A 22237-nucleotide genomic window follows, 5' to 3' on the forward strand; every position below is an offset into this window, starting at 1 on the left:
CCCCGAGAGGACATCATGAGCCGCACGACAACAGCGTCCACGCCCAGACGAACCGCACTGCTCTCCGCCTGTACCGTCCTGGTCGCCGCCGCGGGCACGGCCGCGTTCCTGCAGGGCGGCGCGCAGGCCGCGGGCCTCGCGTGCAGCGTGAACTACCAGGCGAACGACTGGGGTTCCGGCTTCACCGCCACGGTCACGGTCAGCAACGCCGGGACGGCGGCGATCGACGGCTGGGCGCTGACCTACGACTACACCGGCAACCAGCAGCTGACCAACGGCTGGAACGGCACCTGGTCGCAGTCGGGCCGAACCGTCACGGTCAAGAACCTCGACTGGAACAGGACGATCGCGCCCGGCGCCTCGGTCTCCCCCGGCGGCCAGTTCACCTACAGCGGCACCAACACGGCTCCGGCCGCCTTCGCCGTCAACGGCACCACCTGCACCGGCGCGGGCACCCCCGGCTCGCCCAGCCCCTCACCGACCACCACACCCCCGCCCACCGGCGGCAAGGTGGACAACCCGTTCGCGGGGGCCAAGCTCTACGTCAACCCCGAGTGGAAGGCCAAGGCCGCCGCCGAGCCCGGCGGCAGCGCCGTCGCCAACACCCCGACGTCGGTATGGCTCGACCGGATCGCCGCGATCAACGGTGTGGGCGGCGGCATGGGCGTACGCGCGCACCTCGACGAGGCGCTGCGGCAGGCGGGCGGGCAGCCGCTCGCCATCAACTTCGTCATCTACGACCTGCCCGGCCGCGACTGCTCGGCGCTCGCCTCCAACGGCGAGCTCGGGCCGACCGAACTCGACCGGTACAAGAACGAGTTCATCGACCCGATAGCCGCGATCTTCGCCGACCCGAAGTACGCCTCACTGCGTATCACCACGGTCGTCGAGATCGACTCGCTGCCCAACCTCGTCACCAACACGAGCGGCCGGCCCACCGCCACCCCGGCCTGCGACACCATGAAGGCCAACGGCAACTACGTGAACGGCGTCGGATACGCCCTGTCGAAGCTCGGCCCGATCGCCAACGTCTACAACTACATCGACGCGGGTCACCACGGCTGGCTCGGCTGGGACGACAACTTCGGCGCGTCCGCCGACCTCTTGGCCCAGGCCGCGCAGGCCTCCGGGTCCAAGCTGGAGTACGTCACCGGCTTCATCAGCAACACCGCCAACTACGGAGCGCTGAAGGAGCCCTACTTCTCCATCGACGACTCGGTGAACGGCACATCGGTGCGGCAGTCGAAGTGGGTGGACTGGAACCGGTACGTCGATGAGCTCTCGTACGCCCAGGCCTTCCGCTCCCGTCTGGTGACGGCCGGGTTCAGCCCGAACATCGGCATGCTGATCGACACCTCCCGCAACGGCTGGGGCGGCGCCGCGCGCCCGAGCGGGCCCGCCGCGAAGTCGAGCCTGGACGCCTACGTCAACGGCAGCCGCACCGACCGGCGTATCCACCTGGGCAACTGGTGCAACCAGGCCGGTGCGGGTCTCGGTGAACGTCCGAAGGCCGCGCCGGAACCCGGCATCGACGCCTATCTGTGGGTGAAGGCGCCGGGCGAGTCCGACGGCTCCAGCTCGGCGATCCCGAACGACGAGGGCAAGGGCTTCGACCGGATGTGCGACCCGACGTACACGGGCAACGTCCGGAACGGCAACAACATGTCCGGGGCGCTGCCCAACGCCCCGCTGGCCGGCCACTGGTTCTCGGCCCAGTTCCAGGAACTGCTCAAGAACGCGTATCCCGCGCTCTGAGCGATACGTTCCGGCGGCCCGCGCCCTTGGGGAACGCGGGCCGCCGGCTCCCATCGCCTCGCCCCCCGATGAGTACGCGTACGGATGACGCCCTGCCCGTACGCGAGGGAAGATCGAGGCATGACCATGATCAGAATGACGGGGATCCGGCGCGGAACGCTGCCGATGGCGGTACTGGCCGTGCTGGCGGCAGGATGCGGGACACAGCGGTCCGGGGATGCCGCCGACGCCTACCGGAAATCGCATCCCACACCGACCGGGATATCGACACCGAGCACACCGGCGGACTTCGCGTGCCCCGGCGAGAGCGCCCCGTCGACGCCGACCCCGACCGCCTCGGTCACCCCTGCGCCCGGCGATCACTACGCCGAGAACCACGGCTTCAGGGTGCCCTTCGAACTGCACGGCAAGCACCGCTGCGACGGGCTCGCCGCCATCAAACGGGTCAAGAGTGCGCTCGAACCACTGCGCAAACGCGGCGACTTCACGCCGGAGGGCACCCTGAGCGCGCTCACCGGCCTGGGCTATCCCGCCGGGAAGACGCGGTCCTACCAGGACGGCTCGGGGGTCGGCTTCCTCATCGAGGCCGACGCCTGGCCGGTGTGCGTGGAGGGCACGATGAACAGCACGGCCACCCGGGCGGACGCGTTCGGCGGCTATCCCGACCACACCGGCTGCGAGACCCCGAGCGGCGGCCACTGACGACGCGAAGAATTGCGTGCTGTGCGGTCGGTGGGCATGCAGACTCGCCCCATGGCGGACATGCGGGCGTTCCGGGACGCGGTCGGTGGCTCGGCGAGCGGTGGACCCGGTGGGGCGGCAAGTGAGCTGGCCGGGCAGCTGGGGGTGCGGACGGCCGTGCTGCTGGAAGGGCCCAGTGATCTCGCGGCCGTCGAGGCGTTGGCCGCGCGGCGTGGGCGGGAACTCGCCAACGAGGGGGTGTGCGTCGTGTCGATGGGCGGGGCGATGAGTGTGGGCCGCTTCGCCGCCCTCCTCGGTCCGCCCGGGCTCGGCCTGCGCCTGGTGGGGCTGTGCGACGAGGGCGAGCGACGCTTCTACGAGCGCGGCCTGGAGCGGGCGGGGGCGCCGGACGCCGGGTTCTTCGTGTGCGTGAGGGACCTGGAGGACGAGCTCATCCGCGCGCTGGGCACGGCGAGAGTCGAGGAGATCGTCGGGGCCGAAGGCGACTTCCGTGCCTGGCAGACCTTCCTGCATCAGCCCGCACAGCACGGTCGGCCCCGGCAGCAGCAGTTGCGGCGCTTCCTCGGCACCAAGAAGGGCCGCAAGATCCGCTACGGCCGCCTCCTCGTCGAGGCCCTCGGCCCCGAAGACGTCCCGACCCCGCTCGACGCTCTCCTCAAGAGTCTCTGACCGACTGAGGTAAGGGGCGCACAATTGCCGGGCGCGAGGCGGGAAAGTAGCGAGAGGGAAATACAAGCGCCCGGCGCCTGGATCGCGCTGCGGTGGTGCGCCCCCTTGTCATCGATACTCAAGGCTTTACCAAGTGTGCTGATGAAATCGTTACGGTCGTCGCGTGCGGGGTGTTGAGTGCATATTCCACACAGACCCATGGTCCGGACCTGATGGCCGAAACATTCCCCTCATTGCCATGATTGTCGGAGAATCATATAACCTCTGACGTCCTTGCCAGCCCCACCCGACCTGCACATACCGTTGCCCCTGGCCGCCTCCGGACTCCCCCGGTGGTGGTGACGTTCAGTCAGAGGGAGCAGAACGGAGTCGTCATGAAGAAGGCGTACGAGGCGCCGACGCTCGTCCGGCTGGGTTCTTTCCGGAAGAAGACGGGACTTCTGCAGCGCCACGGGAATGACCGCCTCATTCTCAGCAAGAACTGACGGTCGACGGTACGTCCATTCGACGTCATGACTGACACGCACGCAGGTGCGAGTCCGGGCCGCGGCGACGCGCACTTCGCGGTCTTTCCGGACCGCGAGGACGCGGCCGCCGCGGCCCGCCTCTTCGCCCGCCCCGGAACTCGTACCCTGCCCCACGCCTCGGGACGTCCCTGGTTGATCGGCCGGTGGCACGACGACGAGATCGTCACCGCCCAGGCCGGTCCCGCAGCCCTCGCCGTCATCGGGTGCTCTCCACTCGACACCGCCCGACTGAGCCACCGCGCCGCACAGTTACGGGACCTCGCCCAGCTCGACGCGCTGGCCCGCTCCACTCCCGGCAGCTTCCATCTCGTCGCGGCGCTCGACGGGCGGCTCCGGGTACAGGGCACGGCATCCGGACTGCGGCTCGTCTTCCACGCGGAGATCGGCGGGGTACGCGTCGCGGCCACCCGCGCCGACGTACTCGGCGCCGCCCTCGGCGAGGAACCGGACGTGGAGCAGGTGGCGGTCCGGCTGCTGTGGCCGGTTCCGCATCCGCTGCAGGAAACACCGCTCTGGCGAGGCGTCACCACCGTGCCCCCGCAGGACGCCCTCATCGTCGCGCCGGACGGCCGGGCCGCCCGCCACTCGCGCTGGTGGACTCCTCCCGAGCCGGTACGGACGCTCACCGCCGGCGCGGACCTGGCCCGCGACGCACTTGCGGACGCCGTCAACACCCGTACACGGCACGGCGGTACGGTCAGCTGCGACCTGTCCGGGGGCCTGGACTCCACCTCCATCTGCTTCCTCGCCGACCGCTCACCCGCCCATGTCGTGGCGAGCACCTGGCCCGGGCGCGACCCGGCCGACACCGATCTGCACTGGGCCCGGCAAGCCGCCGGGTTCCTGCCGGACGTCGAACACGTCGTCTGGGACGCCGATGCCTCTCCGCTCGTGTACACCGATCTGCTCACCATCGACGACCTGCTCGACGAACCGACCATCGGCGTCATGGACCGCTCCCGCGTGCTGCACCATCTGCCCGGCATGGCCGAGCGGGGCAGCCGTCTGCATCTGACGGGGATCGGCGGCGACCATGTGGCCTGGTGCTCCGAGGCGTACTACCACCGTCTCCTGCGCACCCGGCCCCTCTTCGCCCTGCGGCAGCTGCGGGGATTCCGTGCCCTGTGGCAGTGGCCGCTCGGCGGCACGGCCCGCGCCCTCAGCGATGCGCGGCCGTACGGGAAGTGGCTGAGGGACTCGGTCGGGCAGCTGCGCGACCCCCTTCCCGCAACCGTCACCGGCGCCCTCGGCTGGGGCGGGGCGCCGCGCCTGTTCGACTGGGTGACGCCCGAGGGCGAGTGGCTGGCCGCACGGGCGCTGCGCGCGGCGGCCGAGAGCGCGCAGCCGCTCCACCGTGACCGCGGTCTGCACGCCGATCTGGAACAGATCCGCTCCTGCACCCGCATCATCCGTCAGTGGGACGCGATGGCCGCGAGGGCCGGTGTGCCGATGGCGTCGCCGTTCCTGGACGACCGCGTCATCGAGGCGTTCCTCGCGGTCCGGCCCGCTGAACGGGTGTCGCCCTGGCAGTACAAACCCCTGCTGACCGCCGCCATGCGGGACGTCGTCCCGCAGGAGTGGCTGCGGCGCAGCAACAAGGCGGACGCGTCCATGGACGCGTCCAACGGGCTGCGCGAGCACCGCGCCGATCTGCTCGCCCTGTGGGAGGACTCACGGCTGGAACACCTCGGCCTGGTGAACGGCGACGCGCTGCGCGACCTCGCGCTGCGGCCCGCGACGCCCGGACTGCAGCAGGCCATCCTCTACTCCACGATCGCCGCCGAGGTATGGCTGCGCGGTCTGCCGCGCGGCGCGAAGACCGGGGCGACCACCTCCATCTGACCCTCCAGCGAAAGGCACCCCCACCATGGCACTGCGGTTCGGCCCCGATGTCTCCACCGCGCAGACCGACTACGGAACCGTCCTGCTCGATGAACGCAGCGGCCAGTACTGGGAGTTGAACCCCACCGCCACGCTGATCATCGAGACGCTGCTCGGCGGCGAGGACGAGGCGGCGGCCACGGACGCGCTGGTCGCGGAGTTCGACATCGAGCGCGAGCGGGCGCGGCGGGACGTCACCCACCTGGTCGCCGAACTGCGCGCCTCGGGACTCGCCGCATGACCACGCCCAGCGCGCTGGAGCGCCCCAGCGGTGTGCCCTGCGCCCGGCGGCTGGGCGCCCGGCTGGCCCTGCTTCCCGCGGTCGCGCTCTCCTTCCTGCCGCCTCGCCGCATCCGCCGCGTCCTCAATCTGGTACGCCGTGGCGCGGCGCCGGCGACGCCCGCCCAGGCGAAGAACGCCCGCGACGCGATGTGCGCCGTGAGTCTGCGCTGCGCCGGGCCGCGCGGCTGTCTGCCCCGCTCGCTGGGGGCCGCGCTGCTGTGCCGACTGGGCGGCAGCTGGCCCACCTGGTGCACGGGGGCACGGATCGTGCCGCCGTTCACCGCGCATGCCTGGATCGAGGCCGACGGCCGCCCGGTCGACGAAGGAGTGCCCGACGACTACTTCACCCGGCTGATGGCCGTCACCCCGGTGGACCGGCCCGCTCGATGACCCGGTCACCCGCCGAGGCTCCCGACCGTACGACCCGGGGCGCGGTCGTCACCATGTTCCGGCTCACCGCCGGACACCGGGGCGCCATGGCTCTCGCCACCGTGCTGACACTGGTGGGCTCCGCCCTGGGACTGGCCCAACCACTCGTCGCCAAACGCATCGTGGACGCGAGCGGCGCGGGCCGGACGTTCTGGTCGCTCCTTGCGCTCCTGGGCGCGCTCTTCACCGTCGAAGCGGTGACCGGTGCCATGGGCCGGTTCCTGCTGGAGCGCATGGGTGAGCGCATCGTGTGCCGGATGCGGCACGGTCTGGTCAGGCATCTGCTCCGGCTGGAGATGAAGGAGTACGACCGGCATCGCACCGGCGACCTCATCTCCCGGGTCACGGCCGACACCACCCTGTTGCGGGAGGTGGTGGCCCAGGCGCTGGTCGACCTGGGGACGGGGGCGCTCGTGTCGGCGGGCGCGATCGCGCTGATGATGTGGCTGGACCCGCTGCTGCTGCTCCTGGTCGCCCTCACGGTGGCCGCCGCCGCCGTGATCGTGGCCTCCCTGCTCAAAGGCATCAGAGCCGCGTCCGAACGCATACAGAACTCGGTCGGCGCCATCGCCGCCGAACTGGAGCGCGCGCTGGGCGCGTTGCCGATGGTCCGGGTGCACCGGGCGGAGGAACGTGAGGCCGCGCGGATCGGCGAGCGGATCGACCAGGCGTACAGCGCGGGCGTACGGACCGCGCAGCTGGCCTCGGTGATGAGTCCGGCCGTCGAACTCGCCGTCCAGGGCTCCTTCCTGCTCGTCCTGGTCATCGGCGGTCTGCGGGTGAACAGCCACACGGGCTCGCTCGGCGACCTGGTCGCCTTCCTGCTGTACGCCTCGTACCTGGTCCTGCCCCTGTCGTCGGTCTTCCGGGCCGTCGGTCTCATCCAGCGCGGCATGGGCGCCTACCAACGGGTGGCGGAGGCACATGACCTCCCGGCGGAACCGGAGCCCCCGGCACACACCATCGCCGCGGGGGCCACCACCACCCGCTCCCCCGAGCCCGCCCGGCCCGCGTCGCATCCCGCCGCCCCGTTGTCGCAGCCGACGGCGGCACTCACCCTGCGGGATGTCCACTTCGGTTACGAGCCGGACCGGCCCGTACTGCGCGGCGTCTCCTTCATCGTTCCGCACCGTCAGCAGGTCGCCCTGGTGGGACGGTCGGGAGCGGGCAAGAGCACACTCTTCGCGCTGGTGGCCCGCTTCTACGAACCGGATGCGGGAACCCTCCTGTTCGACGGCCGTCCCGCGAGCGAGCTGAGCCGCGACCGGTGCCGGGCGCGTATCGCCGTCGTCGACCAGAACACCCACGTCGTACACGGCTCCCTGCGTGACAACATCACGTACGCCGTGCCCCACGCCGACGACACCGAGATCCACCGTGTCATCGAACTCGCCCAACTGGAAGGGGTCGTCCGGCGCCTGCCCGGCGGTCTGTCGGGCGTGCTCGGCGAGCGCGGCGCGACCCTCTCCGCCGGGGAGCGGCAGCGGGTCGCCCTGGCCCGCGCGCTGCTCGCCCGGCCGGCTCTGCTCCTGCTCGACGAACCGACCTCGCACCTCGACGCCATCAACGAGGCGGCGCTCACCACGGCCATGCGGGATGCCGCCCAGGAGTGCGCCCTTCTGGTGATCGCGCATCGCCTGTCCACCGTCCGGCACGCCGACCGGATCGTCGTCCTGGAGGGCGGGCGGGCCATGGCCTGCGGGCGCCACGAACAACTGCTCACCACGAGCCCCGCATACCGCGAACTCGCCGCCGGCCAGATGCTCACACCCGGATCCGCCTTGCCCTCCGCCGCGCGGAACGGCAGCGCGCAGATACCACCAAACGGATACTGGCCACGCCCGGAAAGGCGTGGCCAGCATGAGTGAACCAGATGTCAGCAGATTCACATGATGGAGAATTCCGCGCTCGCCCGGGAAGCGGCGATATCCACGAATGGACAATCAGCGAAGACGACCGTCCCGGACAACCGTTCTGGACGACTTTCCCGTCAACTCATCACAGGATTTCGATGGCCGTGACCTTCGGCGGACGGTTCGGGAAGGTGATTTCGTGCCACCGTTCGATCTTCACCGAGTCACCATTGGCGTCGTAGTAGATCAAGTCGTTGTTGCCGGTGGAGATCTTGTCGACCCACCACCCGCCGAAGTTGGTCTTCCCCTTGTTCGCGTAGCAGTCCACGCTGTCACGCCCGTTGTTGTGCGACCAGATCTTCAAAAAGTTTTCCCCGCCGCGGCAGGTGACATGGTCGATGGCAAAAGCGTTACCGGTCGGCATGGCCATGGTGATCGCGGCAGTCGCGGCGAACGCCACGGCCGCAGAACGCGCGACCTTTTTCGTCTTTGAGATCACAAGTTCCCCTAAACTCGAATGTCGAATCGGGAGTTACCTTGGTGACGACCACGGGCGGTGTGCTGCCGAAAACGCATTTTCATGCCCCCACAGCGCGGCCATCACGTCGTCTCGCGCTTACACAACGACGATCCTATAAAGCGGCTGTATATGGCAATCTGTTATGTGGACCCCGGCTGGAATGAGCCCCCGAATGTCCAGATCTGGGCACCTGCGGGGCAGTTGACAGGTTTCAGCCCACACCGTCGCTTCGTCAGCCAAGACCCGTATGTCCGGGGGATGTGGTGGGGTCGACGTGCCGGAGTGAGCTCACACCGGAACGTCTTCCCGGCGGCGCTGGACGGGTCCGGTGAGGTCGGCGAAGCACCGTGATATGGCGGCCAGTTGGGACGCCTCGACGTCGGTTCCCACTTCTCCCGCGTCGTCATCGGCCTCCGCCGAGAGGGGACGGTATGCGGATTCCGGCGCCGGGGCGGGCGAGCCCGGCGCGTTCAGGGCCCTCGTCCTGCCCAGCGCCGCCACGATGGCCGCCGCCCGCGCGGCAGCCGTCACCGGCTCCCCCAGCGGCGGTGTCTCCATACGTGGGCGCAGCAGAAGCAGGCCGTCGTGGATCTCGATGACCCGGCGGTAGAGGGCGAAACGCACCGCGCGCGGGGTGGCCTGACCGATACGTAGGCCGTGGCGCGGCGGCTGGAGCGCGATCTGCGGAAACTCACCGTGCAGCGCGGACCACAGCGGGGTCAGCGCCCGGTACGTGCGGCGCGCCCACCACCAGTGCCGCAGCGGAGTCCACGCGGAGGTGCTGCCTCCGGCGATGACCAGCGTCGCGCAGACCAAGCCCAGGACGGTGGAGACGGCGTCCTCGCCGTCGGTCTGGCGCCCGCTGGACAGGGCGAGCCGGATGTCGTCGAGACCCCAGGCCGTCCACACCACACCCAGGGCCACGCCCGCGCAGAACAGGCGCAGCCCCACGCGTTGGACACCTGCCTCGGCACGCCGGGCTCTGCGCAGGGTCACCCGCACCAGAGCCACCAGGTGCCAGGCCGGGAACAGGGTGATGACCGTGTTGTACGCGGCCAGGAACGGGCGCCGCCGCACGTCGACGAAGAGTTCTCCGGATGCGTGATGGAGGTCGGCTGCCGAGAACAGCACCACCATGGTGACAAGGGTCAACGCGGTGGTGATGACATGCCGCCGCGCCGACCGTGCGGCCAGCAGGCCCAGACAGGAAGCGGCCAGCATCCGCAGCTGATCGCCCATCAGCATGGGCAGGCCCGGCATGGCGACGGTGTGCTCGACGGCCCTTGCTGTGGCGGGGGCGAGGACGATCAGGGCGATGCCCAGACAGAAGACGGAACGGTGGACATACCGCTGCGCGGCCGCCGCCTGTTCACCGCGTACGGCTCGCCACCGGTACAGGCCGAAGGCGCACAGGGCCAGTCCGACGAGGCACTGAAGGAGGTCGGTCATGGCCGCCTCCGCCGTGGCCCGGGGCCGAGGAAGGGGTCCGGGGGCCGCGCCGGGAGATTCCACACCGCACGCTGGATGATCAACGAGGCCAGCAACTCGGCTTCCTGCTCCTGCGGTTCCGTGTAGACGGTCCGGCCCAGGACCCGGTGCACCAGCTCGTCCGCCAGGTGCGGTGTCAACTCGGTGGAGAGTGTGCCGTCGTGGCCGCACAGGAGGTGGGACAGCTCGTGCACGAGGATGTGCTCACGGTGGAGCGGAGAGGTGTCCGCCGCGTAGGCGATGTAGTCGGCCTGGTCCGCGCTCACCAGCAGACCGCAGGGAACTCCGGGCGACCAGGGGATCGGTATGAGGTCGATCGGTCTGCCGCGCTGTTCGGCCGCGTCGGCGATGAGCTCGACCGCGTCGAACGGGACGGGGAGTTCCAGCGAGGCCGCGATGGCCCGGCACCGCCGAAGCCGGTCTCTCGCCGCGGTGGATGGGCGGCCCGCCCGGCCGGTGCCCCAACGGCGGTTCCTCACCGCTCTGTTGACCTGCGGCGATCGGCTTCCCGGCGGGCGATGGAGTCGATCAGGTCGCGTACGGTGCCCAGCCCGTCGGGGGAAAGAGCGACCGCGCGCAGGGCCACATCGCGTACACCGGCGTCCCGCATGGCGGAGAGGAGGGCGACCTCCTCGGAGATCTGAGCGCTCTCGGCGTCGTCGAAGAAATACGCGACCGGCACCTGGAAGAACGCGGCCAGCGCCTCCAGATGGCGCTTGGTGGGGTTGTCCCGGCGCCCCGTACGAAGCTGCCACAGATAGGTGGCCGAGAACGTCTCTCCGCTGGAGTCGCGGCAGGCCCGCGCGACGTCCTCATTGCTGTACGGAGTGCGGTCCGGGCGACGTACGGCCTGGAAGAGAGCTTCTATTCGCTCCGCCAATGACTGGGCTCCGGCCTCCGGCACTGCCCCACCTCCGTTCGGTAGCGGCATAGTAACCCGACCTCCTGACCTCGGCCGGGTCCGAGTCGAGCCAAGTCCGAGCCGGACCCGAGCGGACACCCGAGCCGATGACGACGGCATGAACTGAGATGAATGAACTGGCCATCTCCTCCACACCAGTTGACACCCGTCGCCCCGGTCGGCCAAGCTTCGAATCGCTTTGCGGGCCCATCGGATCGAGCTCGACCATGTCCGGTCGAGTCCGATCGGATGCCCGTCCGACGCACGCTCGCGAATGAAGGAGCACCACATGAGACGCACTGTCGCCGCCTTATTCACGGCTCTGCTGGCGATCTTCACAGCCGCCGCCCTGCCCGCCACCGCCCATGCCTCAAGCCCCGGTTCCTGTACCACCCGCTACGAAGGCCCGTACGGAAGCGCCACGTGCTCGGGCGTCGACCCGAGCGTCCAGTGGCGGGCCGTGGTGGGGTGCTTCTACATCGAAGCCGGCCAGCCGATCCCGTTCACGGTGCTCGGCAACGTGATCACCGGCAACGGCACCTCGGTCGGCGGCTGCACGGGCGCCTCCTGGGCGACGAAGCACATCTCGGCCGAGGTCGTGGGCGTGGCCGGCCGCCAGGGCCGTCTGGTGGGCTACGGCGGCAAGTGCATGGACATCGCCAGCGGGAGGACCACGGTCGCCACCCCGGTGCAGATCTACGACTGCAACGGCACCGGCGCCCAGTGGTGGACGCTGGGCAACGACCACAGCGTGCGCGGCCTCGGCATGTGCCTGAACGTGGTGTGGGGCAGCAGCGACAGTCCGAACGGCACCAAGGTGGAGATCTACGACTGCGTGGGCAGCGCGGGCGAGCAGTGGATCCCCCAGCCGGACGGATCGCTCAAGAACGTCCTCACCGGCAAGTGCCTCGACGACCTCGGATTCAGCACCGCCAACCGTACGCAGCTGGGCATCTGGGACTGCAACGGCCTGGACAACCAGAAGTGGACGCTGACTCCCTGACCCTCCGGGCTGTGGCCCGATGACCTCTGGCCCGCCGACCTCTGATCAGCCGTCCGACACGGGGCCGCCTCCTGGCGGCCCCTCCTTATGTGGTGCTACGGCACGACGCTGGCGGTCGGCGAGCACTCCAACTGCTTCTGGCTCGGTATCTCCCCGCACACCGTCACGGAGGCGGGCGGCGCGTCGTCCGTGACCGCGAGCATCCGGGTGTAGGTGTCACGGTCCGTCCGGATCGTGGCCTCCAGCTCCAGGTCGGTCCGGTCCCTGATCTTGACGACGTCCCCGATGGCACCGTTCTCGATCCGCCCCCACACCGCGTGACAGGCGGGGCTGTAACGCAGCTCGATGTGCATACCGCGCAGCCAGGTGTCATGCGCGGTGTTCGCGTCCCACTGGCAGTCCATGGACTGCGGGTCACGGCGCAGACAGGTGTCCCCGGAACACTTCACCTGGACCTTTCCGGCCGCGGGCACCGCTTGCGCCCCCTTACCGGTGGCCGACGCCTGAGTACCGACGGGCGCGCCGGATCCGGCCCCGCCGCCCATGGCCAGCACCGCGGCGACCGCACCCATGACCGCGCCGGACGCGATGTAGCCCACGGCCCCGAGCTTGCGTCGCCAGGACGGCCCGTCGACGACCCGGCGCCGGGCGAGCACCAACGGTATCCACCGCGGTGCGCGGCCCGCGGGACGGTCCGGCTCCTCCGCCGCGTGCGGCGGTTGCGGCGCCTCGGAGGTCTCGGCGACGGGGTCCGACGTCCCGGGCCGGGGTGCGTACACCTCGGCGGCGGCCGGTTCCTCGGTCGGCGACTGCCCCACCTGTACGAGCAGGGCGAGCAGCGGTTGCGGATCCGCGTCGGTGGCGGCCGCGAACTGCTCGACGGCGACCTTGGATGGAAGTTGTTTCCCGTTCAGGAAGCGTTCCCAGGAGGAGCGGCTGTAGTGGGTCCTGTCGGCCAGCTGTCCATAGCTGAACCCGGCCTCCTGCTTGATACGGCGCAGTTCCGCAAAGAGCTGCTCCTGTGCGCACACAGGAGCGTTGATCTGATCGGACATGTGCCTCCCCCGCCTTTCACTCGCGGCAGACGACAACTCCCTCGCCGTCGCGCGGACCATAGAGTAACCGGACCGCTGACCGGTTTCCGGACACCCGCACCACCGGTCCGACCACGGCCGGACCGGGCACTCCGAGCGACCTGGCGGACTGTCATTCCACCGCCGCGCGCGCCGGAATACAGACGTCGGACATCGTCCCGCCCAAGGGCCAACTCCGTGACTTCTCTCCGCCGAACAGCCTTGATTCACCGGTGCGGGAAGTAGGTGGCATCCACATGCGTCGTGCCGAATTCCTTTCGGCCGCATGTCCGACTGACCGGCACAACCGGTCCGGACCATTCCGGATGCATTCACCGTTTGCCTTCCGCAAGTCGACCCGGCGATCCCCCCGCTTCCGGCGCCAGAGGACCCCCGAAGGCGACCCAGGGGGCATCCCGGGCCATCCCGCGCCGCGCTCCCGACGCCGGGACGAGCACCCGACCGTCGCCGAGGGGTGGATCGGTCCCGGATATCCCGGACACACCATCGGCCGCGCGCGGCGCCCAGGGAAAACGGTGCCGCACCCTGGTTGCGTATCCGCGGATGGAGTTGGCCTTACGCCCGCAATGCCGGGCATCCGGGCATCTACCGCATGGGCATTCCGCTTCTTCGACCCACCTGGTCGCCGGCGTTGAGCGCCCCCGGTATTTCCCTCCAACCGGCGCGGCAGCAGATCAAGTCGATTCCGTCCCGGAGTTCCGGCACAGGGCCCCACCCGGGTCCGCGCACACCGAAGCGCGGTGCGGTGTGTGGATCACCACATCCCCACGCCGCACCCCAGCCCGGGACGTCCCTGGTCTTCGCGGTGCGGCGTCCCACTGCCCAGGTCAGCGCCCTGCCGAGGGCCGGGACGGTCCGGGACGGCCTCCGCACCCGCCCGAGTCGTGCGTATCGTCGTGGGACACCCCGGTGCACGAGCAGCGTGACGTCCGCGCTCGTATCTCGTATGAGGTGCCGTCAGCCCTCCGCCACCGTGAGCTGCCCGCCACCGTGACCTGGTGGCAGTCGCCTGAGACTCCCTCCCCGGCGACCTCAACCATTCTCGACAGTCAAGGAACCCATCATGGCGATCACCCCCATGGCCCGCCGGGCAGCGTCCGCTGCCGGCACGGTCGGCGATCGGGCGACGTGACATGCGTATGCGGCGGAACGGGCATGGTGCCCCAGCTGTTGAGCGAGGCGTCTCCTGTCTCAACTCCTCCATCTGGGGAGTGTGAGCCCCTCGCGCGGGGGCACTCGCGGTGGGAGAACAGGCCCGGAACCGGGCGCTTCCCGCAGCGGGTGCGGTGCGCGATCTAGCGATACGATTGTGATGTACCTCACCTTGGACGAAGGGTGCGGGCCATGGGCATATCCGAAGCGACACCCGCCACGCAGAGCGGCCACCCGGGCTTGCGGCGAGAGATCGGCTTTGTGGGGCTGATCTGGGCGTCCGAGGGATCGATCATCGGATCCGGCTGGCTGTTCGGCGCCCAGAAGGCCCTGGGAGTGGCGGGGCCGGCGGCGATCATCTCCTGGGGAATCGGCAGTCTCGCGATCTTGATTCTGGCGCTGGTGCACGCGGAGCTCGGCGGTATGTACCCGGTCTCCGGCGGCACGGCGCGCTTCCCGCACTACGCGTTCGGCGGTGCCGCCGGAGCGTCGTTCGGATGGTTCTCCTGGCTCCAGGCCGCCACGGTCGCACCCATCGAGGTGCTGGCGATGATCACATATGGCCAGCACTACTCCTGGGCGAAGGGCTGGCTGAAGATCAAGGGCGGCCAGGACCTGCTGACCGGTTCCGGGATCGCCGTGGCGATCGTGCTGATGGCGGTCATCACCGCGATCAACTTCCTCAGCATCCGGCTGCTGGCCCGTACCAACAGCGCGGCGACCTGGTGGAAGGTCGGCATCCCGCTGCTGACGATCTTCGTGTTCGCCATCATCGCGTTCCACGGAAGCAACTTCACCGCCGCCAACGGCTTCAACCCTTACGGCGCGAAGGGCATCCTGAGCGCGGTCTCCACGAGCGGCATCATCTTCGCTCTGCTGGGCTTCGAGCAGGCCGACCAGCTCGCAGGTGAGAGCGCGAACCCGAAACGCGACATTCCGCGTGCGGTGATCGGCTCCATCGTGATCGGCGCGATCATCTACATCCTGCTGCAGGTCGTCTTCCTCGCGGCGCTGCCCGCGTCGCAGGTCCAGGGCACCTGGGCCACGGCCGCGTTCAACACCCTGACGGGTCCGTTCGCCCAGCTCGCCACGCTCATCAGCCTCGGCTGGCTGGCCACCATCCTCTATCTCGACGCAGTGGTGTCCCCTGCCGGTACGGGCCTGATCTACATCACCGGGTCCTCGCGGGTCTCGTACGGCCTCAGCCGCAACGGCTATGTGCCGCAGGTCTTCGAGAAGACCACCCGGCGCGGTGTGCCGTGGCCCGGACTCATCGCCGCGTTCGTGACCGGCTGCATCTGCTTCCTGCCGTTCCCGAGCTGGCAGTCGCTGGTAGGGCTGATCACCAGCGCCAGCGTGCTCATGTACGCGGGCGCGCCCCTGTCCTTCGGCGTCTTCCGCAACCGCCTGCCGGACGCCGACCGTCCGTACCGACTCCCCGGCGGGTCCTGGATGTCGCCACTGGCCTTCGTCGTCGCCAACCTGCTGATCCTGTGGTCGGGATGGGAGACCGACTGGAAGCTGGGTGTGGCGATCCTCATCGGCTACGTCATCCTCGTCGCCAACCGCGTGTTCAAGATGAACCCGATCCAGCCCCAACTCGACCTCAAGGCCGCGCAGTGGCTGCCCGTCTATCTGATCGGCATGGGACTCATCGTCTACGCCAGCGACTTCGGGCCGCTGAAGCACCCGTGGTTCCCGCTGTGGTGGGACATGGCCGTCGTGGCGGGCTTCAGCCTCGCCATCTACTACTGGGCGCTCGCGGTGGCCCTGCCGACCGAGAAGATCCAGCGGATGATCGACCAGGTGGTGGTCCCGGAGGAGGCCGACATCAAGTGACCGCCGTCCGCGCGGTGTGAACGGGCCGGGGCCCGGGCGAAGTGTTCGCCCGGGCCCCGGCGTACGCGTTCACGGGTGTCCGCGTACGTGTTCACGCGGCCGCAGTTCGCTCACCGCGTCCTTCGACAGGCGGACGCGGACCAGGGCGGCGGCAAGGCGGGCCAGGTCCTTCGGCTCGACCAGCCGCCCCAGGCCATTCGGGGTGTGCGGCAGTCCCAGTGACGCCGCCGTCTCACAGGTTCGGCCGTCGAAGAAGGGGCGCAGCTCGGGCCAGACCTGCTGGGCCTCCCGGCAGAAGATGTCCACGCCCACCGGGCCGATCCGGGGCACCTCTTGGAGCAGCTCCCGCACCGCGGACGGCTCTCGGTGCGCTTCCGCGCGGAGGTTGCGCAGGTCTCCCTTCCACCGGTCGAGTACGAGCGCGGCGCCCTCGCCGAGTGCGGTCGCGGTGCTCTCGTCGTAGCGGACGTAGTGGGCACGGCCCAGCGCGTCCACCCGGGCCTGCCAGCGGGAGTCCGCCATCGCCCGAGGAGTGCGCAGCCCGGCTCCGAAGATCTCCCGGGCAGCGGCAGTCGCGATGTCCGCCTTGATGCGGATCGAGCAGAGCACGGTCAGCACCAGCAGTTGGTACAGCGGCGCGGGTGTGTCGCGGAGCGCGATGCCCGCCTCGTCGGCGTACGTCGTTCCGTACTCGCGCAGCAGGCGCGATGTCAGTTCCTGGGTGTTCATGTCCGCGGCACGCCGAACGCGAGCATCGGGTGGATCGGATGACGCGCGATGGTGACCTTGCTGTACATGGCACCTCCCGGCCCCCTTGATTGCCGTGAATTCCAGCCTCCTCCGGTGCTGGGGCGCACACAACTACGTGCCCCACACATGAAACACTCCGTGTCCGGCCGCCTCCTTTCCGGAGCCGATCCCCGTAGGTCAGGCCGCAAAAGGGTCCGGATCCGCCGCCCTCAGCCGACGGCTGCGTGGCCGCTGTTCACCCGGATCAGGCCCTCCTGGGCGAGGGTGGCCGCCAGCACCCCCTCACGGGTGAAGACCCGGCCCAGGACCAGCCCCCGCCCGGCGGAAGCCACCGGGGTCTCCAGGTCGCACAGCAGCCAGTCGTCCGCGCGGAAGGGACGATGGATCCACACGGTGTAGTCGACGCTCCGCCCGGTGGTGTGCAGCCACGAGACCCCCTGCCGGACCAGCACCGTGTCCAGCATGGTGACATCGCAGACGTACACCAACAGGCAGTCGTGCAGCAGGCGTTCACGACCGGCGGCCGCCTCGGTGGGCAGTTCGCCCCTGACCCGCACCCACACCTGGCTCCGGGGCGACCGCAACGACGGATCCTTCTCCGCGTCGAAGCTCAGCGGCCCGACGAAGCGCAGCTCGTACGGCGTGCCGAGAGGATGCATCACCGTGCCGAACGCCTTGGTCAGCCGCTCCTCGTAGGTCGGCAGGCTCTCCGGATCCGGCACGGGCGGCATCGGATCCTGGTGGCCGAGGCCCGGCTCGGGGCGGTGGAAGGAGGCGGTCAGGGAGAACACCTCCCGGCCGCGCTGGGTCACCCGGACCCGGCGGGTGGCGAACGAGGCGCTGTCCCGCACCCGCTCGACCCGGTGGTCGAAGGCCATGCCCGGCAGGGCGGGTCGGACGAAGAAACCGTGCACCGAGTGCACCGGCAGCTCACCGGACACCGTACGCCCGGCCGCGGCCAGCGCCTGGGCGGCCAGGTGCCCTCCGTACACCGGGGAAGTCTGCTCCAGGGCGGGGAGCCCGGCGAAGCGGTTCTCGTCCCCGTCCGGATCGGCGCCGAGATCGAGCAGGCCGAGCAGGTTCAGCGGCGTACGTTCCCGGTCCATGGACCCCACTTCACTCGGTATCGCCGAACGGGAGCCAGTATCTCCGGCTCCGCCTCGGCCCTCAACCGAAACGCCGCAAGGAGCAGCGGAGTTGACTCCTACGAGGCAGGGGGGTGATGCGACGCCTCAACCCCGCGTACGAGGAAGCGTCATCGTGAGCACCACAACTCCGTACGAGTACGACCACAGGCCTCCGCGCTACGAAAAAACTACGCCACAAAACGCCTTCCACGAACGGGAGTTGCTACATACGGTCGCCTGTGGCAGTTGTTACGACAACGTTAAGGAGAAGTGTATGAACAGCAACCTTCGCGCGGCGGCCGTCACGGCGGCGCTTGTCACCGGGCTCCTCGCGGCCGGCGGCGCCGCCACGGCGGCCGAACGCATCGACTCGCAGCACCTGACCGCACACCTCCAGAAAGCCATCGCCGCCGAGCAGGAGAGCGGCGCGACGACAACGGGCGGGCCCATCCTGGGTGTGCAAGCGAGCAGCCCCGACGTCGCGCGATCTTGACGGGGACGGAGGTGTGCACGGTGGACAATCCCGTTGAGGACCAGGTCAATTGGTGCCCCAGTGGGGACGCCGAGCGTCCGGAATCCGTTGTCCTGGGAGTGAGATCCGGGGAGAACGGCCAGGTCGTCTATCTGGCCGAGCCGGTGCCGGCAGCGGACGTTCTCCCCACCATCCCCGAGGGCATCGCACCCCACCGGGTACTCCGGTTCGCCTCGCACTGCGTGTCCGAGTGCGTGAACCGGGAGGGCGACGCCTGCGGCTTGATCGAGCGCGTACGCACCGTGCCGACGCCGAACGCCCCGGCAGCCGTACCGCGGTGCCACCTCCGTCCGCACTGCAAGTGGTGGAACCAGGCGGGTGTGGACGCCTGCCACCGCTGCCCCGCCCTCGCCACACTCAACTCCCCCGACGACGAACTCGCCGTACTCGTCGCGGATCCGTCCACCACCAGGGAGCAGCTGGAGGAGTGGATCGCCGCGGCCGAGTGAGACATGAAGCCGACGCGCCCTGGACCGATGCGCCGCGGTGTGCCCCTCGCGCCGACGTGGTAGAAGTTGACATACGTGTCAGGTTCAAGTCGTCATCATGGCGTCATGCGAGGTGCGGAATGCGGATCGGGGAACTGGGCCGGCTCAGCGGAGTGAGCGAGCGCTCCCTGCGCTACTACGAGACGCAGGGGCTGCTGCGGGCGGAACGCACCCCCGGCGGCCACCGGGACTACGGGGACTGGGCCGTCGACCGCGTCGTACGCATCCAGACGTTGTATGCCGCGGGCCTGAACAGCAAGAAGATCGCACAACTGCTGCCCTGCATGAGGGACGCGGACGGTCGGCCGAACGAGATCGCCACCCCGGAGCTGGTGGACGAGCTCACCGCGGAGCGCGACCGCATCAACCGTCTGATCACCGATCTGGTGCGCTCGCGCGATGTGCTGGACGAAGTCATCGATACGGCGTCGGAGAGCGCGAGCTCCGGCCCGGCTTGAGCGTCTTCACCCGGCGGCTCGGCCGCACGCCCTGGAACAACCACCCGGCGGTGGCTGCTGCCAACGTGGGGCACGATTCGTGCAGTTGCCCGGTCAACCGCTAAGGTGCCTGGTCACGACCGTATCCCCGTTCGACCAACGGGCCGGTCAGGGCTCTGCCGCAGTTGGTGGCACCTCCACGTCTGCTGCGCCGGTCTCTGCCTGCCCGGGCCTCGTTCACGGGGCGGTCCTCACGGCGGGGCAGTCGGCCCCGGCCGACGGGTCAGGAGGAACGAGTGGCACAGATCATCGCCGAGGTCTCACGGACGTTCAACGAGTTTCTGCTCTTGCCGAACCGGACTCGGACAGGCTGCTCGGCTGCGACCGTCGACCTGCGCACACCCCTGGTGCGGCACATCAAGGGCGAGGGGTCGGCGATCGAACTGCAGTCTCCGTTCACCTCCGCGATCATGCAGGCCGTCAGCACACCGGAACTCGCGATCGCCCTGGCGCGCAACGGCGGTCTCAGCTTCCTGCACCACAACCAGCCGATCCACGACCAGGTCGCGGCGGTCCGCCAGGTGAAGAACTTCAAGGCCGGATTCGTCACCAGCGACACCAACGTCCGTCCCGACGACAGCCTGGGTCTCCTCGTCGACGTCATGCGCCGTACCGGCCACAGCACCGCCGCGGTCACCCACGACGGGACCGCCACCGGCCGCCTGCTCGGCCTGGTGACCTCCCGTGACTTCCACCCTCAGCGCCATGACCTGGACGGACCGGTCAGCGGCCGGATGACCGCCGTCGCCGAACTGGCCCACGCCGGGCCCGACATCACGCTCTCCGAGGCCAACGCGCGGCTGTGGGACGAACGGCTGGACTGCCTCCCGGTGCTGGACGCCGAGGGACACCTCCAGCATCTGGTATTCCGGTCCGACTACAACGACAACAAGCGCTTCCCGAACCAGCTCGTGGACGCCGCCAAGCGGCTGCGTGTGGGCGCGGGCATCAACACCCACGACTATCAGGAGCGCGTCCCGGCCCTGCTTGAGGCCGGTGCGGACGCGCTGTGCTTCGATTCGTCCGACGGCTACAGCGACTGGCAGGCGCAGGCGCTGACCTGGGTGAAGAAGCACTATCCGGAGATCCCGGTCGGCGGCGGCAACGTGGTCGACGGCGAGGCGTTCACGTTTCTCGCCGAGGCGGGGGCGGACTTCGTGAAGGTCGGGGTGGGCGGTGGCTCCATCTGCATCACCCGGGACCAGAAGGGCATCGGCCGCGGCCAGGCCAGCGCCGTGCTGGACGTCGCGGCCGCCCGGGACGCCTTCCTCGAACGCGCCGGTGAGTACGTGCCGATCTGCTCCGACGGCGGGCTGGTGCACGACTACCACGTGGCCCTGGCACTGGCGATGGGGGCCGACTTCGTCATGATGGGCCGATACTTCGCACGCTTCGACCAGGCGGCCGGTGCGAAGCTGCCCACCCGCGACGGCTTCGTGAAGGAGTACTGGGGTGAGGGCTCGAACCGGGCCCGCAACTGGCAGCGCTACGGCCAGGGCGGTCAGGGGCTGCTCTTCGAGGAAGGCGTGGACGGCTACGTCCCCTACGCGGGCGACCTCAACGAAGGGCTCGCCCTGACCGTCGCCAAGCTCAGGACCACGATGGTCTCCTGCGGCTCCGCCACTTTGGCGGAGTTCCAGTCCACGGCCCGGCTGACCCTCGTTTCGGACCAGAGCTTCCAGGAGAGCCACGCCAACGTCACCCTGCGGGAAACCCCCACGGCGGTCTCCTGACCAGGAGACCGGCCGCGGACGCCCGCGCCCCCGCCGGAGACGGGGGCGACCTGGGCGTTACGTATGACGATGTCAGACGCGGTCGGCCGCGATGAGGAGGTAGTGGAAGCTGCCTTCCCGGTACGCGGTCAGGAACGGGTCCTCGACGCCGGTGGCGAGGGAGGACCGGGCGCGCAGCTCCCAGTACGGGATCGTGGCGGCCGTGAGGTCGACGACGTTCATGGGGACGAGACCGTTGGCGGCCATCGCCTTGAAGTAGGCGCTGCGGGGGTGGATGTTGCACGTGTAGTGCTCGTCGATCCGGCTCACTGCCTTGGAGCGGCCACCGGTCACGTCGTTGTAGCAGCCGGTGATGACGACGTAACGGCCACCGAAAGCCAGCTGGCGCGCGTGCTCGGAGAACAGCTCGAACAGGTCCACGTACATGGTGGACTCGTTGTTCCAGATGCCCTGGAAGGCGCCGGTCGGGAAGCCGGTGTCCAGCATGTTGCGGAAGTGGTAGCGCACCTTGTCGTCCACGCCGCGCTTGCCGGCCTGGCCGTTGGCGAAGTCGACCTGGGACTGGGAGATGGACACACCGTCGACCTGGCAGCCGAAGCGCGCGTTGGCCATGATGCTGGAGCCGCCCCGGCCGCAGCCGGCGTCGAGGAGGCGGTGTTCGGGGGCGATGGGGCCGAGGTGGTCGAGGAGGACGTCCGCCTGCGCCGACTCCAGTCGGTGCAGCTCCTCGATGATGCGTGCGTCGCGGGTCTCCTGGGGGCCTTCCAGTACGGAGGGGTCGTAGTCGCCGATCCCGTAGTGGTGGTGGTAGAGGCCGTCGACGTCGCCCAGGCTCAGGTTGACCGGGTCCTTCTCGTTGTTCCAGTACTCGGCGACGGACTTCTGGTAGGCCGTGCGCAGCACCGGCGCGGTGGAGGAGGCGGGCGTGGTCGTCATTCGGGGGGCTCCTTGCTGCATGCGGGGATGACCGCGTCGGTGATGACAAAGAAAAGGGGGGTGATTACGGGAGGGGGGT

The 22237-nt window shown here is 69.5% G+C and carries 22 protein-coding genes; 14 read left to right on the forward strand and 8 right to left on the reverse strand.

All coding sequences use genetic code 11. The annotated features are described in order from the left end of the window. Nucleotides 1–15 precede the first annotated feature (15 nt). From ACGFRG_RS01860 to ACGFRG_RS01895, 8 genes are all read left to right on the forward strand, one after another. The gene (locus ACGFRG_RS01860) at nt 16–1755 is read left to right on the forward strand and encodes a glycoside hydrolase family 6 protein (RefSeq protein ID WP_361416978.1); all 1740 of its coding nucleotides are present in this window, start codon (nt 16–18) and stop codon (nt 1753–1755) included. Between the two features lie 120 nt (nt 1756–1875). Beyond that, nucleotides 1876–2457: a hypothetical protein gene (locus ACGFRG_RS01865; protein WP_393260341.1), complete on the forward strand. Its 582-nt coding sequence runs from the start codon at nt 1876–1878 to the stop codon at nt 2455–2457. A 51-nt stretch (nt 2458–2508) separates the two neighbouring features. Further along, nucleotides 2509–3126: a TOPRIM nucleotidyl transferase/hydrolase domain-containing protein gene (locus tag ACGFRG_RS01870; RefSeq protein WP_393260343.1), complete on the forward strand. Its 618-nt coding sequence runs from the start codon at nt 2509–2511 to the stop codon at nt 3124–3126. 374 nt (nt 3127–3500) lie between these two features. Continuing rightward, a complete protein-coding gene (locus tag ACGFRG_RS01875) occupies nt 3501–3611 on the forward strand; it encodes a keywimysin-related RiPP (RefSeq protein ID WP_107470783.1) in 111 nt (36 codons plus the stop codon). A 27-nt stretch (nt 3612–3638) separates the two neighbouring features. Further along, a complete protein-coding gene (locus tag ACGFRG_RS01880) occupies nt 3639–5495 on the forward strand; it encodes a lasso peptide isopeptide bond-forming cyclase (protein ID WP_393260346.1) in 1857 nt (618 codons plus the stop codon). A gap of 25 nt (nt 5496–5520) precedes the next feature. Beyond that, on the forward strand, nt 5521–5775 hold the full coding sequence (locus ACGFRG_RS01885; protein WP_361416994.1) for a lasso peptide biosynthesis PqqD family chaperone: 255 nt from the start codon (nt 5521–5523) through the stop codon (nt 5773–5775). Beyond that, entirely contained in the window at nt 5772–6206 is a 435-nt protein-coding gene (locus ACGFRG_RS01890) for a lasso peptide biosynthesis B2 protein (RefSeq protein ID WP_393260349.1), read from the forward strand. The genes ACGFRG_RS01885 and ACGFRG_RS01890 overlap by 4 nt, the downstream gene beginning before the upstream one ends. Next, the gene (locus tag ACGFRG_RS01895; RefSeq protein ID WP_393260352.1) at nt 6203–8113 is read left to right on the forward strand and encodes an ABC transporter ATP-binding protein; all 1911 of its coding nucleotides are present in this window, start codon (nt 6203–6205) and stop codon (nt 8111–8113) included. Before ACGFRG_RS01890 ends, ACGFRG_RS01895 begins: the two co-directional genes overlap by 4 nt. Before the next feature lie 130 nt (nt 8114–8243). On the opposite strand, the gene ACGFRG_RS01900 is transcribed toward ACGFRG_RS01895, so the two are convergent. The 4 genes from ACGFRG_RS01900 to ACGFRG_RS01915 all read right to left on the reverse strand — a co-directional run bounded on the left by ACGFRG_RS01900 (nt 8244) and on the right by ACGFRG_RS01915 (nt 11037). Next, the gene (locus ACGFRG_RS01900; protein ID WP_361417003.1) at nt 8244–8597 is read right to left on the reverse strand and encodes a beta/gamma crystallin domain-containing protein; all 354 of its coding nucleotides are present in this window, start codon (nt 8595–8597) and stop codon (nt 8244–8246) included. Nucleotides 8598–8906: 309 nt separating this feature from the next. Beyond that, the gene (locus ACGFRG_RS01905; protein WP_393260356.1) at nt 8907–10067 is read right to left on the reverse strand and encodes an MAB_1171c family putative transporter; all 1161 of its coding nucleotides are present in this window, start codon (nt 10065–10067) and stop codon (nt 8907–8909) included. Continuing rightward, complete coding sequence (locus tag ACGFRG_RS01910; protein ID WP_361417009.1) at nt 10064–10585, reverse strand: ParH-like protein; 522 nt, start codon at nt 10583–10585, stop codon at nt 10064–10066. Before ACGFRG_RS01910 ends, ACGFRG_RS01905 begins: the two co-directional genes overlap by 4 nt. After that, nucleotides 10582–11037 (reverse strand): XRE family transcriptional regulator, encoded by a 456-nt coding sequence (locus tag ACGFRG_RS01915; protein WP_393260359.1) that lies wholly within the window; start codon nt 11035–11037, stop codon nt 10582–10584. Before ACGFRG_RS01915 ends, ACGFRG_RS01910 begins: the two co-directional genes overlap by 4 nt. A gap of 259 nt (nt 11038–11296) precedes the next feature. Between ACGFRG_RS01915 and ACGFRG_RS01920 the strand changes: the two genes are divergently transcribed. Further along, on the forward strand, nt 11297–12010 hold the full coding sequence (locus ACGFRG_RS01920) for an RICIN domain-containing protein (RefSeq protein ID WP_361417014.1): 714 nt from the start codon (nt 11297–11299) through the stop codon (nt 12008–12010). Nucleotides 12011–12105: 95 nt separating this feature from the next. Here ACGFRG_RS01920 and ACGFRG_RS01925 read toward each other — a convergent pair whose 3' ends face one another. Continuing rightward, nucleotides 12106–13065: a helix-turn-helix domain-containing protein gene (locus ACGFRG_RS01925; RefSeq protein WP_393260362.1), complete on the reverse strand. Its 960-nt coding sequence runs from the start codon at nt 13063–13065 to the stop codon at nt 12106–12108. A 1383-nt stretch (nt 13066–14448) separates the two neighbouring features. Here ACGFRG_RS01925 and ACGFRG_RS01930 point away from each other — a divergent pair. Next, a complete protein-coding gene (locus tag ACGFRG_RS01930; protein WP_393260365.1) occupies nt 14449–16095 on the forward strand; it encodes an APC family permease in 1647 nt (548 codons plus the stop codon). A 69-nt stretch (nt 16096–16164) separates the two neighbouring features. Here ACGFRG_RS01930 and ACGFRG_RS01935 read toward each other — a convergent pair whose 3' ends face one another. Both ACGFRG_RS01935 and ACGFRG_RS01940 read right to left on the reverse strand, forming a co-directional pair. Next, nucleotides 16165–16824 (reverse strand): endonuclease, encoded by a 660-nt coding sequence (locus ACGFRG_RS01935; protein ID WP_393260368.1) that lies wholly within the window; start codon nt 16822–16824, stop codon nt 16165–16167. A 230-nt stretch (nt 16825–17054) separates the two neighbouring features. Further along, entirely contained in the window at nt 17055–17951 is an 897-nt protein-coding gene (locus tag ACGFRG_RS01940; RefSeq protein ID WP_393260370.1) for an acyl-CoA thioesterase, read from the reverse strand. A 295-nt stretch (nt 17952–18246) separates the two neighbouring features. Between ACGFRG_RS01940 and ACGFRG_RS01945 the strand changes: the two genes are divergently transcribed. From ACGFRG_RS01945 to ACGFRG_RS01960, 4 genes are all read left to right on the forward strand, one after another. Further along, entirely contained in the window at nt 18247–18465 is a 219-nt protein-coding gene (locus ACGFRG_RS01945) for a hypothetical protein (RefSeq protein ID WP_361417028.1), read from the forward strand. A gap of 20 nt (nt 18466–18485) precedes the next feature. Further along, a complete protein-coding gene (locus ACGFRG_RS01950) occupies nt 18486–18953 on the forward strand; it encodes a hypothetical protein (RefSeq protein WP_361417030.1) in 468 nt (155 codons plus the stop codon). 119 nt (nt 18954–19072) lie between these two features. Next, nucleotides 19073–19450, forward strand: a complete 378-nt coding sequence (locus ACGFRG_RS01955; RefSeq protein WP_361417033.1) for a MerR family transcriptional regulator — start codon at nt 19073–19075, stop codon at nt 19448–19450. Between the two features lie 275 nt (nt 19451–19725). Next, entirely contained in the window at nt 19726–21222 is a 1497-nt protein-coding gene (locus ACGFRG_RS01960; protein WP_393260375.1) for an IMP dehydrogenase, read from the forward strand. A 72-nt stretch (nt 21223–21294) separates the two neighbouring features. On the opposite strand, the gene ACGFRG_RS01965 is transcribed toward ACGFRG_RS01960, so the two are convergent. Beyond that, nucleotides 21295–22158, reverse strand: coding sequence for a geranyl diphosphate 2-C-methyltransferase (locus ACGFRG_RS01965; protein WP_393260377.1), 864 nt, complete (start codon nt 22156–22158; stop codon nt 21295–21297). Nucleotides 22159–22237 lie beyond the last annotated feature (79 nt).

This window comes from Streptomyces sp. NPDC048696, assembly GCF_043198895.1.
GTDB lineage: Bacteria > Actinomycetota > Actinomycetes > Streptomycetales > Streptomycetaceae > Streptomyces.